17 protein-coding genes and 6 pseudogenes are annotated in these 14496 nt (G+C 41.7%); 16 read left to right on the top strand and 7 right to left on the bottom strand.

What is annotated here, in order from left to right:
• From UF75_RS20085 to UF75_RS20060, 7 genes and pseudogenes are all read left to right on the top strand, one after another.
• The coding region (locus tag UF75_RS20085; RefSeq protein ID WP_156146536.1) for a DUF3427 domain-containing protein at window positions 1–502 on the top strand (502 nt) is incomplete at its 5' end.
• A 201-nt stretch (window positions 503–703) separates the two neighbouring features.
• Window positions 704–862, top strand: a complete 159-nt coding sequence (locus tag UF75_RS20080; RefSeq protein WP_156146535.1) for a hypothetical protein — start codon at window positions 704–706, stop codon at window positions 860–862.
• Between the two features lie 5 nt (window positions 863–867).
• Window positions 868–1884: pseudogene (locus UF75_RS20075) on the top strand (virulence RhuM family protein).
• Between the two features lie 661 nt (window positions 1885–2545).
• A complete protein-coding gene (locus UF75_RS26525; protein ID WP_052693478.1) occupies window positions 2546–2797 on the top strand; it encodes a hypothetical protein in 252 nt (83 codons plus the stop codon).
• 4 nt (window positions 2798–2801) lie between these two features.
• Window positions 2802–3424, top strand: a pseudogene (locus UF75_RS28560) (Rpn family recombination-promoting nuclease/putative transposase); the annotation flags it as partial.
• A gap of 388 nt (window positions 3425–3812) precedes the next feature.
• Window positions 3813–4469, top strand: coding sequence for a hypothetical protein (locus tag UF75_RS20065; protein WP_045576337.1), 657 nt, complete (start codon window positions 3813–3815; stop codon window positions 4467–4469).
• A 98-nt stretch (window positions 4470–4567) separates the two neighbouring features.
• Complete coding sequence (locus UF75_RS20060) at window positions 4568–5869, top strand: plasmid pRiA4b ORF-3 family protein (RefSeq protein WP_045576336.1); 1302 nt, start codon at window positions 4568–4570, stop codon at window positions 5867–5869.
• Window positions 5870–6537: 668 nt separating this feature from the next.
• Here the strand turns inward: UF75_RS20060 and UF75_RS20055 are convergent.
• Both UF75_RS20055 and UF75_RS20050 read right to left on the bottom strand, forming a co-directional pair.
• Window positions 6538–6951, bottom strand: coding sequence for a PIN domain-containing protein (locus UF75_RS20055; protein ID WP_045576335.1), 414 nt, complete (start codon window positions 6949–6951; stop codon window positions 6538–6540).
• Entirely contained in the window at window positions 6935–7162 is a 228-nt protein-coding gene (locus UF75_RS20050) for a type II toxin-antitoxin system prevent-host-death family antitoxin (protein ID WP_045576334.1), read from the bottom strand. Before UF75_RS20050 ends, UF75_RS20055 begins: the two co-directional genes overlap by 17 nt.
• A gap of 261 nt (window positions 7163–7423) precedes the next feature.
• Between UF75_RS20050 and UF75_RS20045 the strand changes: the two genes are divergently transcribed.
• The 3 genes and pseudogenes from UF75_RS20045 to UF75_RS27550 form a co-directional block, all read left to right on the top strand.
• The gene (locus tag UF75_RS20045; RefSeq protein ID WP_045576333.1) at window positions 7424–7756 is read left to right on the top strand and encodes a helix-turn-helix transcriptional regulator; all 333 of its coding nucleotides are present in this window, start codon (window positions 7424–7426) and stop codon (window positions 7754–7756) included.
• A 40-nt stretch (window positions 7757–7796) separates the two neighbouring features.
• Window positions 7797–8174: pseudogene (locus UF75_RS20040) on the top strand (hypothetical protein); the annotation flags it as partial.
• 16 nt (window positions 8175–8190) lie between these two features.
• A pseudogene (locus tag UF75_RS27550) lies at window positions 8191–8379 on the top strand (helix-turn-helix domain-containing protein); the annotation flags it as partial.
• A gap of 91 nt (window positions 8380–8470) precedes the next feature.
• On the opposite strand, the gene UF75_RS28555 reads toward UF75_RS27550, so the two are convergent.
• Both UF75_RS28555 and UF75_RS31100 read right to left on the bottom strand, forming a co-directional pair.
• Window positions 8471–8641 carry a hypothetical protein gene (locus UF75_RS28555; protein ID WP_156146531.1) on the bottom strand — a complete coding sequence of 57 codons (171 nt, stop codon included), beginning with the start codon at window positions 8639–8641 and terminating at the stop codon, window positions 8471–8473.
• Window positions 8632–8841 (bottom strand): annotated as a pseudogene (locus UF75_RS31100) (reverse transcriptase); the annotation flags it as partial. The gene UF75_RS28555 and the pseudogene UF75_RS31100, both read right to left, overlap by 10 nt.
• 469 nt (window positions 8842–9310) lie before the next feature.
• On the opposite strand from UF75_RS31100, the gene UF75_RS27540 reads away from it, so the two are divergent.
• Window positions 9311–9451, top strand: coding sequence for a glutamate--tRNA ligase family protein (locus tag UF75_RS27540; RefSeq protein ID WP_242860361.1), 141 nt, complete (start codon window positions 9311–9313; stop codon window positions 9449–9451).
• 6 nt (window positions 9452–9457) lie between these two features.
• On the opposite strand, the pseudogene UF75_RS20035 reads toward UF75_RS27540, so the two are convergent.
• A pseudogene (locus tag UF75_RS20035) lies at window positions 9458–9742 on the bottom strand (aminotransferase class V-fold PLP-dependent enzyme); the annotation flags it as partial.
• A gap of 175 nt (window positions 9743–9917) precedes the next feature.
• On the opposite strand from UF75_RS20035, the gene UF75_RS30865 reads away from it, so the two are divergent.
• Window positions 9918–10040 carry a hypothetical protein gene (locus tag UF75_RS30865; RefSeq protein ID WP_282433837.1) on the top strand — a complete coding sequence of 41 codons (123 nt, stop codon included), beginning with the start codon at window positions 9918–9920 and terminating at the stop codon, window positions 10038–10040.
• 185 nt (window positions 10041–10225) lie between these two features.
• Here the strand turns inward: UF75_RS30865 and UF75_RS20030 are convergent, their stop codons facing one another.
• Window positions 10226–10534, bottom strand: coding sequence for a type II toxin-antitoxin system RelE/ParE family toxin (locus UF75_RS20030; protein ID WP_045576330.1), 309 nt, complete (start codon window positions 10532–10534; stop codon window positions 10226–10228).
• A complete protein-coding gene (locus tag UF75_RS20025) occupies window positions 10521–10793 on the bottom strand; it encodes a type II toxin-antitoxin system Phd/YefM family antitoxin (protein ID WP_045576329.1) in 273 nt (90 codons plus the stop codon). Before UF75_RS20025 ends, UF75_RS20030 begins: the two co-directional genes overlap by 14 nt.
• A 724-nt stretch (window positions 10794–11517) precedes the next feature.
• On the opposite strand from UF75_RS20025, the gene UF75_RS20020 reads away from it, so the two are divergent.
• The 4 genes from UF75_RS20020 to UF75_RS20005 all read left to right on the top strand — a co-directional run.
• The gene (locus UF75_RS20020) at window positions 11518–11943 is read left to right on the top strand and encodes a nucleotidyltransferase domain-containing protein (protein WP_045576328.1); all 426 of its coding nucleotides are present in this window, start codon (window positions 11518–11520) and stop codon (window positions 11941–11943) included.
• Complete coding sequence (locus UF75_RS20015) at window positions 11933–12349, top strand: DUF86 domain-containing protein (RefSeq protein WP_052693475.1); 417 nt, start codon at window positions 11933–11935, stop codon at window positions 12347–12349. The genes UF75_RS20020 and UF75_RS20015 overlap by 11 nt, the downstream gene beginning before the upstream one ends.
• Before the next feature lie 172 nt (window positions 12350–12521).
• Window positions 12522–13049 carry a DUF1456 family protein gene (locus UF75_RS20010; protein ID WP_045576326.1) on the top strand — a complete coding sequence of 176 codons (528 nt, stop codon included), beginning with the start codon at window positions 12522–12524 and terminating at the stop codon, window positions 13047–13049.
• Window positions 13050–13057: 8 nt separating this feature from the next.
• Window positions 13058–14496 (top strand): FAD-dependent protein (locus UF75_RS20005; RefSeq protein WP_045576325.1); only part of this gene is annotated, 1439 nt, incomplete at its 3' end.

The following is a 14496-nucleotide window of genomic DNA, read 5'->3' as shown; positions in this document are numbered from 1 at the left end:
TTTCGTGGATAAGCCTTTGGTCGGATTAGAGGATGAATACCCACTCGACTTATATTGTGCTTACACGTTTGATCAGATTTTGGTGGCTCTGGGAAAACATACGGAACAAAAGAGGAGCTCTTTCCGGGAAGGAGTTCTCTACCTAGCTGAGAAGAAGCTGGATGTCTTTTTCGTGACCTTGAACAAGTCCGAAAAGGACTATTCTCCGTCAACCATGTATCAGGATTATTCCATCAGTGAAGAGCTATTTCATTGGCAGTCTCAGAGTCGTACGACGGAGGAATCGCTGACAGGGCAGAGGTATCTTAACCAAGTAGCCAGTGATGGGAAGGTGTTGTTTTTTGTGAGAGAGTATAAGAAAGAGGGGGCTTTTGCATCTCCGTTTACTTGTATTGGATTTGCCGATTTTCAAAGCCACTATGGTTCAGCACCAATTAGTATTGTCTGGAAGATGAAGGAGCCGCTGCCGGGGTTTGTGATGAAGAAGACGGTAAAGGTTTAATTTTTTGGATTTCTTATACAGAATTAAGGGTTTTCGTTATTCTCCCCACTTTCATGAGAAACTTCTATTTTGTCCTGAAAAAAAGTGGAGTGACTTAGTTATGGAATTTATTGGTGGAATATTTTGGTTCTTCTATTGTAACTATCCCCAATAAGGATTAGAATGTTAGTAGAACAAACGTTCTCGAAATGGGGGGATAAGGTGCAATCATTTGATGGACCATGGACCCTACTGAAATTAGACGTATCGGAGAAATATCTTATGCAAGCTATCAAGAAGCAAAACTTTATCCTTACGTTATATTGTGCATTCGCAGGAAGCGGAGATGTCGATGTCCCAGTATTGGTTAAAGGAGAATGAAATTTATGAGTGAAGATAAAAAATCATTTAAAATAAGAAACAGTACTGCAGAATTTTTAATGTTTACAGCAGATTCAGGTTCCGATTCAATTGAAGTTATGGTTGCAGATGAAAATGTATGGCTAACGCAGGATATGATTGCAACACTCTATGATAAGGGACGTTCTACTGTTACTGAACATCTAAAAAATATTTTCGCTGATGGTGAGTTAGAGGAAAATTCAGTATGTCGGAAATCCCGACGAACTGGTACTGATGGAAAAGAATATAATACAAAATTTTATAATTTAGAAGCTGTTATTGCTGTTGGATTTAGAACTAATTCGGAAAGAGCTATTGTGTTTAGAAGTTGGGCAAGTTCTATTTTGAAAGAGTTTTCTATCCGAGGGTACGTTTTAGATAAAGACAGGTTGAAAAATGGAACTTTTCTGAATCAAGAATTCTTTGACCACTTGCTTGAAGAGATAAGAGAAATCAGAGCTAGTGAAAGGAAATTTTATCAGAAAATTACCGACATTTACGCTACTGCAATGGATTATTCCGTGGAAGCGATAACAACAATATCATTTTTTAAAACTGTTCAAAACAAGCTGCACTTTGCCATTCGTGGAAAAACTGCAGCAGAATTAATCGTTGATAGAGCCAAGGCTGAAATAGAACATATGGGGCTAACTACATGGAAAAATGCACCGCAGGGGAAAATCATTTAAAGTGATGTATCTATTGCTAAAAACTACCTTACATTAGATGAAATTGAAGGTCTGAATCGAATTGTCTCAATGTATTTGGACTATGCTGAAAACCAAGCCAAGCGTAGAATTCCAATGACGATGGAGGATTGGGCAAATCGACTAAATGCTTTTTTGCAGTTTAACGAATATGAACTACTAAATAATGCGGGCAAGGTTACAGCTGAAATAGCTAAATCATTCGCTGAAAGTGAGTTTGAAAAATACCGCATTGTGCAGGATAGATTGTTTCAGTCTGATTTTGATAAGTTTGCTAAAGGGTTGTTAGAATAACCCAAAATGGCCTAGCCTACCGTGCACTTCGGTAGGCTATTTGTCTGGGCATCGGTGCCTGACAGTGCGGATGTGCCAGGTCGTAAAATGTAGTGGATGTGGAATCCCATCGGGTAAGGTAGACCAACCCGTAGTTAGCCTTGGAGGAAGTGGGGTAACTCACTTCTTTAAAACAGTTTAGCTTTCATCCTCATACACGTTGTTTCATCCCTGCGCCGAGTAGTTTTAAGGGAACTTTAGTTACTACTTCGGTACTTGTCCTTGCGGACAGCTGCATGCTATGGTCGCCGTAGGGTTTCCCCATCCGGGTAAGCAGCGGGATGATAGGGTTGGGTTTTATCCCTTGACACTTTTTCTACCGCTTGCTAAAGCGGACACTCTGGATCGATGCAGATTGGGCGGCTTTGCAAAAGCGACTTATGGCCGTATCACAAATGAGAGGCTTATCTCCTCTATTTGGCAATTGTTAGCCCAGTGGGTATCTTATTGACAGGAAGCGCATGGGAAACAACCGGATACTTATAATTCAATTGGGGTACCGGGCTCAACCGGTATCTCCTAGCGCAAAATTACGTATTAAATAGACGTATTAATTAACTTGTGAACGTTTGATAGTGAGTATATAATTATCTAAATTAAAGTTGTTTTTGGAGGTGAGCCAGTGCCGATAGATAATCATGTTTGGTTATTACTACTTTTCAACGTTATAATCGTACTGGCTTTATCTTGGCTAGGTTTTACCTTCGTTAAACGTGGCGCCCATTGTTTTAAAGCATCAGAGAGCAAGAACATTGGTATTTCACGACTTATCTCAAATGGGTTGACTATTTTAGCAAATAAGTATTTGATTGTTCGAAGAATGATTAAGATTGATACTGATGATGATCCGCCACATCTTCTCCTTAGTTTATAGTCATAAAAACTAGTATTATTGGGCGGAAATGTACTCCAGGCAGATGCGAGAAGGGATGGCTTACAAGGAACTGGCGAAGGCGGTCACGATTAACATTTTAGATTTTAACTATTTGAATCAGACGAAGAACTACCATAGTGTATTTCATCTTTACGAAGACGAAGAGAGATTCCAACTTACGGAAGCCTTAGAAATGCACTTCATGGAATTGCCTAATTGGTCTCAAAGTGGCGACGAAGAGAGGTTAGCCCTTGGGAGAATGTTTTAGTTCGATGGTTATTGCTTCTGGAGGGTTCGGAAAATCAGGAAATTTTAAAAACACTGGAGGAGATTGCAATGCAAGATCCCGTTTTGCACCAGGCCATAGCTGCGTGGGAGAAATCAAGTGATGATCCTAATGTGAGAGAAGAGTACTTTGCGAGACGCAAGGCAGTTTTAGATGAGATGGCGGCCGTCAGAGAAGCAGAACTCCGCTTGAGGGAAGCAATCCAGAAGGGAAAGGTAGAAGGAAGGGCAGAAGGAAAGGCAGAAGTTGCGAAGAATCTTTTGGACTTGGGAATGGAGATTTCAAAGATAGCTAAAGCAACAGGTATGACGGAAGACGAAGTTAAAGTGCTAAAAGATTGAGACTACTGATCGGGGGAGGGGTCTGCTCCCTATAGGGGGCCCTAGGAGCACCGGTGCCTGTCGAATCAGAAAAAGCTATCCCCTCCTACACTATGGAAGTGTGGGGCGATTTTTTGTCCGCAATTCGCTTTTCCGCCAAAGGGGACTGTCCATAGATTAATGGTGTTAATTGCCTGAGAGTAAATAGATAAGTTGACCAAAATACGTAAATAGAGGTAAGCGCTTAACGGAACAATACAACTGATGGACTACTGGTGCCAGTGGATCTCGGGTGAGTTTACCCTAAACGTTCATAGCCAGATCATCGGGGTTAATCCCCATGAGTTAGAGTCATACGACTTTGCCCCCTGCAGATATTCCGCTACAATTTAAAGGATGAAGAGTGAAGATGAATAAGAGAATTTATGGAAATATTTCTTTTAAACTGAATTGGCAAGGTGAAATTGTGGCTATTCAACCTAGAACCAGAGTCTGGAGATATCTTATGGATAATCGAACACACTACCACCTAGGGTATAATCTCTTTATTGTAGGTGATAGCAGTGAGGGTAAAAAACAGTTTTCGGTTGCAATTTCTGAGAAACAGCAGGTTAAGTGTTTATTTAGAATAGGTGATGTACTTGAAGGTACTGCCTGGACAAAACAATATGAAGAAAGAGAATTTGCAGATTATTATAGAGCTGGCTCTTTAAAACGTTTGAGTAGAGCATCCACGAATCTTGAAAGTATACCACCGCCTTGGATGATGATGCCTCCATCAATGCAGACATATGAAGAAAGAGGTGCAAGGCTATTAAGTAAACGTTTGTGGGAAACAAAATGTTATAAATGTATTTGGGCCAATATGGCTAATGTTGAAATTCAATGGGATTTTGAGAAGAACATAAAAAAATACAGATTTGAAACCTTTTGTTATGGACCTAAGGCATGCAAATTTTACAAAATGGGTAGGCCACGGTCAGTTCCATATAAAAATAGAGGGTCAGCTATTGATGACGGGTGTCTAGATGAGCTTTTTACCGAAGGTAGAGATGAAGACGAATAAGGACCCTTCGCGAGTGCCTCCTGAATTATTGCGCGAAGCATTCGTTCTGATGGCATGGAGCTGAGCGATTAAAACTGTTATTAAAAGGAGAAGAAAGAATGTTTGAGATTTCCTTAACTTATCCAACCCCTTTATTGCAGGACTTTCTGAGGTTCATGGATTGCCTGAAAGAGGAGGATACGGTATTATCACCCAAAAACCAGTACATGCCCAGGGAACAATTATGGGGGTTGAATCAACTCATGAGCTTTAAGACGGAAAATGCTAGCCCTAAGCTTGATCAAGGCTCATATCCCCTGTTACATATGTTTTATCATTTAGCCTTGGCAGCCAATCTGGCAGTTATGGTGCCAGGTAAGGGAGTCAAATTTCATTTAAAGGTAACCGATCGCTACGAAGAATACCTGAAATTGACAATGTGCGAACAGTACTTCTTTCTTCTGGAAACACTTTGGATCGATGCAGATTGGGAAGCCCTGCAAAAAGCGACATATGGACGTATCCCAAATGTAAGGCTCATTTCCTCTGTTTGGCAAGAGTTAGCTCGTGTTACAGCTGGAAAGACTTTAAATGTCAAGGATTCTAAGTCTTCTTGGCACAGCTGGTTATGGGATTGGGGATATTTTCTGTGGTACTTTACGTATTTTGGGTTTTGGCAGTTTACTCAAGATGAAGAGGCTCTGAAAGAATCGCGGCGTAAGATAGAGGCTTCATCCTTGACGCCGACGGAATTTGGCGTGAGTTTAGCACCAATTTTGTTCAAATATCGGGACTATCTGGATTGGAATCATGTGAACCTTCGGAAGGGTGTTTTGACGTCTCAAGATATCCTTGACGGGCTGGAAAATATAATCTTGAGTATGGGTAAGAAACCGCAGGGTTTTGCTGAACTGGCCAGAGCACGGCAAGAAAGTTTGGATGAACCCTTTTATAAAAAATTTGTCTCTTTGGTTGGGCCTAGTGAGTTAATGCATACCCTTCCCCGCGATCAAAAGGATTGTGTCGAAGGAACCTATTTATTAAAAGTCTCATTAAGTCGGGGGAAATGGCGAAAAATTGAACTGGCGGCTAAGCATAATCTTCATCAACTGCATTTAGCGATCCAGGAAGCTTTTGAATTTGATGACGATCACTTGTATAGCTTCTTTATGGATAATAAGAAATGGTCACATGATCGTTATGAATCACCCCTTGATGAAGGGCCACACGCGGATGAAGTCACAATTGGGGAATTGGGATTATATCCTGGCAAAACTTTTCTTTACCTCTTCGATTATGGTGATGAATGGGAGTTTAAGGTTGAAGTGGAGGAAATAAGCTCGGATAAGCCATTACCTCTCAAACCTAAGATTGTTGGTAAACGGGGTGAGGCGCCTGATCAGTACGGATATGGGTATTAGCTCCTGAAAAAGAACAGCAGCTTTGAGGATACCTTTACAATAAATCCTATTAAAAAGAAAAAGTTCCTTTTAGAGGTCTATCTGAATCTTTTTTGGGCAAAAATTGAAAATAATAAAGGGAGTTGCCAAAATATGTAGAATTTTGAATAGAGGAACAGAAACAAAAAAACAAGATACCAAAAACAGCAAAAATTAGATTTATTGTCTACTGGCAGAAAGAAAATTCAGATCATGAAATAAGAATTGTTTTACCTGAACTTTGTTTTGAACGAACAGATGAAATTCTTGCGGATGAAATCAAAATCACTGTATTGCATATGTAGCAACTCATTGTTTTGATAAGAAAGAGAGACCAGCCCCTGGCAAGGTTAACAGCCCACAAATATCTCATCTATCATTTGCCTTGCAGAATCAACGGGGACGTTCTCAGTAAGTGACCATCCAAAGCCCAACAGCTTAAAGGGAGATTTTACGCACAGTAATACATAAACTATATGTAATTTTAACGAGTTCGGATGAATTATTGATTTTATAAAGTAACTGTCCGAAGTACGACGACTGGAAGACAGTAAGAGGGCGTTTTGTTGAGCTTATGACCAACAAAAACGTCCTCTCTGTCTCGATTCAACTTATTTCTATTCACTACATTAAACTATCAGACATACTTCTTAAACATAATGAGCGAAAAAGTCATCTGGAGTGATTGCAGCAACAGGTGATTTGTTAAAATCTTTAGGATTGCGAGTTATGATTAACTCAATCCTTTTACGTTTTGCACACGTTGCTATCAGGGCATCTTCATAGTCTTCCATGGGAAGCATTAGTGCTTTTTCGCAATCGTTTTGGGTAACATCAAGGATCTTAAATAAGCTAAAAAGATTCGAAAGCGCTTCTTTTGCCTGCTGTGTATCACGAAGATGTTTATTGAGCAAATAGTAAATATACGTTACTGAGCTAGCCGTGATAGATGCATTAAGGTTATCCTCTGCAACCATAATAAAGAGTCTTTCGGCAAGGGCATTAAAAGGAGCGCGACTCATCAATGCATCGAGTATAACATTGGTGTCAATCAATACGTTCATCTTTACTTAAACGCTCCTCCCTTGCTTTCTCTATAGAAGCATCACTCGGGAGGATACCGAATAATGATTTGGCTGTTTCAATTTTGTCTTCGGTTGCCGGAGTTAATTTAGCTATTTTTTTACCATTCTTTGTAATTATAATTTCCTCTTCATCCACCATGGAAAGATACTTCCCTATATTAGTCTTGAATTCAGTTGCAGTAATAAGCATTATGACTCGTCCTCCTTATAACACGATTCAATCTCGGACAATATTATTATAGCATAATCGTACGAAATGTGTAATAATATTATGTACGATTATACTGGTTCTTTCTGTTCTTTCAGTGTAGCTTTTCATGCTCTTGCTAAAAAAATAGGATTTTCAACCATTCATTGTGACAGCGTTATTTTCAAAATAGATCGTTGACAGATATATCGGATGGTGATATATATAATATATCGGCAAGCGATATATCGGAGGTTGATTAATTTGGAAAATAGTTCCCCTTTGACCGAAGCATTATTTTATATATTGTTGGCGGTACGCACACCAAACCACGGATATGGAATAATTCAAGATATCAATGAAATGACAGGCGGCAGGGTGGTATTAGGCCCGGGGACCTTGTATGGTGCCATTAACTCTATGCTTACAAAAGGTTGGATCAGTTTATACAGCGAGGATAAAGAATCCAGAAAGAAAAAGGAATATTTGCTCACAAAAATTGGCCGGGAAATATTTGAGCAGGAAGTTAATAGGTTAAATGAACTTGTAGAGAATGCCAAAAAGATGGCTGAAGAAAAGGAGATGAGAAAATGTTAAAGGTGAGCTTGTGACTCTTTGTGAACAACAGCTGGGCTGTCTGCGTAAAGGCAAGGCTTTAGCGAACCCTGAAAAATGGGCTGAATATGAAGCTTTAATGAGGGAGCATAAGGTCCCGGAATGGTATATCGATTCCTGCCGAAAAATAAAATACATGTTTCCTAAAGCCCATGCTGCAGCCTATGTCATGATGGCCTTCCGCATAGCCTGGTTTAAGGTGCACAAACCCCAGGCTTATTACTCAGCCTACTTCACCATTCGAGCAAAGGCCTTTGACGCTGAGTTTATGATCTTCGGCAAAGAAAAGGTAAAGGCCAAACTGAAGGAAATTGAGGCGCTGGGTAATCAAGCTACCCCCAAGGATAAGGATATGTACGACGACTTGGAATTGGTTGTGGAAATGTATGAAAGGGGCTTTAAATCCTGCCCATTGGCGACTTACTTTAGCAGCCCAGGAAATAATTTCGGGAGTTAAAGTGCTTGATGTGGCCTTAAAGTATGGTTATGAAACCCCCGAAGCATTTGCTAAAGCATTCCGAAAAATGCATGGTATGAGCCCTTCGGCAGCTCGCGAGCCGGGGACAAACCTGAAAGCATTTCCGAAGCTTTCCTTTCATATTTCAAATGAAATAGGCGGATTAGCAAAGTAACCCGCCCCTTCCCGAACCGTACAAGCGACTTTCACCGCATACGGCTCTCCATATTCCAAATGAGTTATCGTCGTTTCAATTGATTCAACTGAAATCTGTTAGCTTCGACATTGGCAAAGCAGTGTCCGCATAAGGATATCTGTCGCCGGTTGATGGCCAGCATGACAGTGACAATCGGAGAGTAGGGCTTATCGAGCTTCTTCTTTGTTTTCCTGTGATACATGCTGTAATCCATTCCTCACAGAAGCCGTGCAGGGAGGTGCCATCAGAACCTGAGGTTTCCGCGCCGTCATTGGACTTTACGGAGTTGTAGGCAATGATGTACAAGTCTCTGCTATAGAACAAGCGATAGAGGTCCCTGTTGACATAGCAATGGTTGGCACTGTTACGACGGCGATAACCTTCCAGTCTTTCCACGAGTTTTGACTGCTCCATTCAAAGCAACTCCTTTCAAAATAGGAACTTGGAATACTACCCCCATTCACCGTGTGCCTTCCATTACAGAAGGCCATTAGGCTACTGTTAGGGCTCTCTGCCATATACCAGGAACGGCACTTAGGCAGGTCACGTTTGGCAGTTTCATATAGTGTATCCATACGTAGGTACCCGGTTGGTCGTTACCCTGCTTACCACAGGTGCGTCAAAGGCCTGCTTATACCCAACTTTCCTCATATTAGGTATACCTATTAATAGCCGGTGCATGACCGTCAGCGTTTCACAGCCACAGACCCGGATTCAGCCCACAGGCTTTACCCTATATGGCCTGACTCGCCAGGCCACTCGACAGCGTTAGCTGTCTAATCCTGACTTTGCCGACATGCTGTTGTCCCCCAGAGGCTTTCGCATGAGGTAAGTCGGTTGTCTTACATCGCAACGCAGGAGCGATGATTTCTACGAAATATATATGAAACGCACAACGTGCGCACGCATGGGAGAGTTAACGATGGAAAAGGTCAGAGTAAGATTTGCCCCTAGCCCTACAGGCTATTTGCATATCGGGGGAGCAAGAACTCTTTATGCCCATAGAGTATCAGGCAGCCAATGAACTGCCGGATACAAGCACGTGATCTCCCGATTTCAACAACCCTTTAAGGATAACATTAAGACTTTCCGTAATATTTTTAGTGAAAATTACGTTTTCCGGTTTAGGAAAATTAAACAGGCTGCACAGAAGTTCCCTCGTTTCATAGACAAGGTTGGCAGCTTCAAAGGATGCCGTGTAAAGCCCTCGGTTAATATTACAGCCACTATTAGTTAGAAATCCGGCTACAGCATCAGCCATCCCGGGAGCCTTAGGGAAAGAGGTGGCTGCATTATCTAAGTATAATCCGTTCATGACACCATTCCCTTTAGTAAGGGCTTCGTCATTTCACGAAGCCCTTACTATTATTAAGTTCACTCCTTAGCTCGATAAACTAATTGGTACTGATTCCCTTCAACAGCATAAATCTTCACGATTTCGTCAGAAATAATCTCGGGGACAAGAGAAGTGAAGCCTGTCCGAGAATGGAATGCGCAGTCCAAAGTGGGACAAGAGAAGTGAAGCCTATCGTAAAATGGACGGCGAAGTCCATTTTGAGACAAAAGAAGTTATGCCTATTTCAAATCAGGTTTATTACCCGCGTGAGTTTTAAGCATTTGCATGCCATTTTGGCTCACGGACCGGAATTTACATTTTCATTTAACCCGTATATGTAGACTATATCGTGGATTGCAGGCAAGATTATGGGTGGCTGGCAAAATGAATATCACATCCGGGCCTACAAAAAAGCTGATCTGGTGATCAGCAAAGAGCAAGCTAATTATGGATCGATTTGGCTCACAGGAAGCGGTGGAAATCCTGTTTGCTATGAAGCACACGATGAATTTCCACCGTGTGATCCTCCATGACCAAGATGTAAAACACCAGATAGGGATCAACAACGATCATGCGATAGCCCTGTTCAGCGATCTTCCTGTCTAACGGCATTGGACCCATGAACGGAAATTCCGCTAGTTTGCCTATGGACCCTCTGATAGTTTCATACATTCGGATAGCGGCATCGGGATCATTTATGCGAAGATGCGCAACAATGGCCTTCATATCATCTTGTGCAATTTGCATGATTTTAATTTTATAATTTGCCATGGGCCAACGCCTTCAGTTCGCTCATGGCCGCGTCGAAGTCCAGCATAGGAACACCGTTGGCTTTTTGCAATTGTGCTTCCAGCAGCTTTTCGCGGATTTCCAGTGCCCGCTCGCGCTTCTCAAAAGCCTCTATACTCATCACGGTTAAATCACCTTCGCCGTTGACGGTAACATACACTGGTTCGCCAGTTTCATGACAATACTTGGAGATTTTGCTATAATCGTTCCGCAATGAGGTGGACGATTTGATGGTCGGCATATTCTATATCCCCTCCAGATTACATGTGATAATTCTACTCATATTATACCTTAATTAATCTAACGGATCAATTTAACCTAGAATAACTAAGGTCAGGCGAAGGAGCGACTACACGAAGTGCCACATGAGGATCTATAATGCCAATTTGGTGGGTGCCAGTCGTACATGATACTATTTTGCTAATTGGCGATAACTGTCGTTGTATTATATTAAGGCTAAGACGTTTAATGCAGGGCGCATTGAGCATTATATAATGGGACAGGGGGTTTAGGGACTATGGAGATAAAAAGGCAAGCCCTCCATGCGTCAGGATCTGGAAGCCAAACGCAACCAAGAGCTTTATCGGCGGATTAAAGAGATTGAAGCTCGCTACTAATTTAAGAGATCCGATAATTCAGGCAGAGTAGTAAAATGCCATGAAAAGACTGCCGAGGGGAAAACTAATCCCACAGATACTTTTTCAAATCCACGCACCCGTTTTCCTTAAAGTGGATACCTTCGTTGGATAGGAGTTGCTTTTGATCTATCCATCCGGGAGTTAAACGAAATTCGAAGAATCACAGATGCTTTTCTCAAAATGAAGAAGTTCAATATTGAAGCTTTGAAGCGTGCGTACAACGGAGAAGTTTAGGGAAGTAGGCGAAGTTGGATATGGAAAATAATCCCATATACCCTTTTTTATACGCATATGGCATGATATAATGAGACAAGGGGGGAAACGTCTATGCGAAAAGTGCCCGTTGAGATACAATCTTGGAAAGCATTTTTTCAGTCACGAGTTGAAATTGCTGCAGTCTACTTATTTGGATCACTTGGGACTGAATTTGAACATCCTATGAGTGATATTGATTTGGGAGTAGTTTTTACTCGTCCAGTTACACTATCGGAAGAATTGGAGCTAGACGCCGCCTTATGCCTTCATGTTAATCATGACCGAATAGATTTGGTTAATCTGAATCGTGCTCCTATCGCTTTGCAGTTTCGCGCCCTCCGAGAAGGTTTTCTTGTCTACGAAGGAGACTATTTTAAACATAGTGATTTTATTGAAGGCGTGATTAAGACCTATCCGGACTACGCTGTTAAATATGCTGTATTCGCTCGCGATTACGAGCAGGCCCTCAAGGAGGAATATGACAGTCATGGTGGATAAGGATATTATTCAGCGAAAACTATCATTTATTGATCTAAAGTTGCAAAATCTAGAGACGTTAAAGCGTATAGAACGGGAAGACTTTTTAGCTAGTTTTCAGGCAGTTGATGCGGCGAAATATAACCTTCAAGTATGTATTGAGGCCTTAATAGATATTTCTAATCATATAGTGGCAAGAGAGCGCTGGGGAATCCCCAGTACGTCTGCAGAAGCTGTAAAGCTAATAATACACCATGGTGTATTGGGTAAGGACAAAGAACTTTCGCTAGTGCAAATGGTGAAGTTTCGTAACCGAATTGTGCACCTGTACCAAGAGGTAGATGACTATGAAATTTACCATATTTTGCAGGAGAATCTTGATGATATTAAGGGTTTTATCCAAGCCGTGATAAGCAAATTTTTTTAAACATAATTAAGAGTATTTTGCTGGTTGCGCACTTGAGTTGGAAACAAAGAAACGTGCATTATTGAAAATGCATGTTTTTCTTGTCTTATTTCATTATCTGGCTACTGAAACCACACAAAATATTCATGCTATAATGGAAGTATAGTTTAAGAAGACTTAGGGAGGATTATCGATGGATAATAATGATATCTTGATTAGATTAAGATATGCACTAAATTTAAGGGATACAGAAATGGTAGAGATATTTAAGCTGGGTGGCACTGAACTAACAGAAGAAATTGTGAGAAAGTTGCTCATAAAATCAAAAGAAACTTACCGCTACAATAATGAAGTTGACGATCATGACGAAATAGATGATAAGGACGAGAATATAAAATGCAAGAACAGTACGCTAGAGTCATTTTTAAATGGCTTTGTTATATTTAAAAGAGGGAAGCAAGATGTAAAACCAGGGCAACCTGAAAGACCAGGACTAAAAAATAATGAAAATCCTAATAATATGTTGCTTAAAAAATTGAAAATAGCGCTATCACTAACAAGTGAAGATATGATAGATATTTTAACAGAAACAGGAGTCATCGTAACAAAAGGAGAATTAGGCGCTCTATTACGAAAGGAAGGACATAAGAATTATAAAGAGTGTGGTGATAAATACGCTAGAAATTTCTTAAAAGGATTAGCTAAAAAATACAGGGGATAGAGAAACTAATGATTAAAATAACCGACTTAATAGTAGCGCTTACGTATGATTTAAAAATGCTGGAGGACATTGTGGCTGAAAGGTTGCATATCGAGCATAGTCGTATCGAGCGCATCAGTATTTTAAAACGCACGGTAAATGCTCGCAACAAACAGGACATTCATTTCAATATGACGGTTGTTGTAGGTGTTTCAGGAGACGAAAACGAAATTATTTCAAGGAACAAGCACCAAGGTATCTCCAAGGAAATAGAGTTAATTTATACCGTGCCAAAGGATAGAAAACTGAAAGAGCGCCCTGTGGTTGTAGGTTGTGGCCCCGCCGGGATGTTTGCGGCCTTGATTCTGGCCCAAGCAGGGGCCAGACCCATTCTGCTGGAGCGGGGACTTGATGTCGATAGCCGCAAGAGAAAGGTATTAAAGTTTTGGCGGACCGGAATTCTTGATACCCAAACTAATGTACAGTTCGGTGAGGGAGGCGCAGGTGCCTTTTCAGATGGCAAGTTGAAAATCGGGCAGAAGAATTCTCGTAAAATGAAGGTGCTCAGCGAGTTAGTACAGGCCGGTGCGCCACCTGAAATTATGTATTTAAGCAAGCCCCATATCGGCACCGACCGTTTGAACGAAACGGTTAAGAGAATTAGGGAGCAAGTGATAAGTCTCGGGGGTGAGGTGCGCTTTAACTCGATCGTAACAGAAATACTGATCAAGGACGGACAGGTGACCGGTGTACGCTTTGAAGAAAAGGGGCAGGATAGCGAAGTTTCTACAGACAATGTTGTACTGGCTATCGGACATAGCGCACGTGATACGTTTGAGAGTCTGCTGGATAGCGGCGTGTATATGGAACAAAAGCCCTTTGCGGTGGGAGTACGAGTTGAACACTCCCAAGCGATGATCGATAAAATTCAGTACGGTGACTTCGCCGGGCACCCTGAGCTTGGCGCAGCTGATTATAAAATGGTTGTGCATCTGCAAAACGGAAGGGGCGTATATACGTTTTGCATGTGCCCTGGAGGGACCGTCGTTGCGGCGACGTCAGAGGAAAACGGACTGACAACCAATGGCATGAGCGAATTTGCGCGGGATGGTAGAAATGCCAATACAGCACTCTTGGTGACCATCGGAAAGAACGATTTCGGGAATGAACATCCACTGGCCGGTTGCGCTTTTCAGCGCAGGATAGAGACAGCAGCCTTTGCCGCGGGTGGCGGAGGATATAAAGCACCGGTGCAAAGGTTGGAAGATTTTCTCCAAAAGCGTAAAACAACGGCTTTTGGAGATGTTCGGCCTACCTATCTGCCCGGAACAGAGTTTGCCGAGCTGGATTCCTTTTTACCGGAATATATCACTAATTCGCTGCGGCAAGCGATCTTAGAGATGGACCTGTGGATGCCCGGCTTTGCCTATCCGGATGCACTGCTGACGGGGGCCGAAACCCGCAGTTC

The organism is Desulfosporosinus sp. I2 (assembly GCF_000960765.1).
In the GTDB taxonomy this organism is placed as follows: Bacteria; Bacillota; Desulfitobacteriia; order Desulfitobacteriales; family Desulfitobacteriaceae; genus Desulfosporosinus.
The sequence above is the reverse complement of the archived record's forward strand: the minus strand, read 5'-3'. Positions and strand labels throughout refer to the sequence as shown.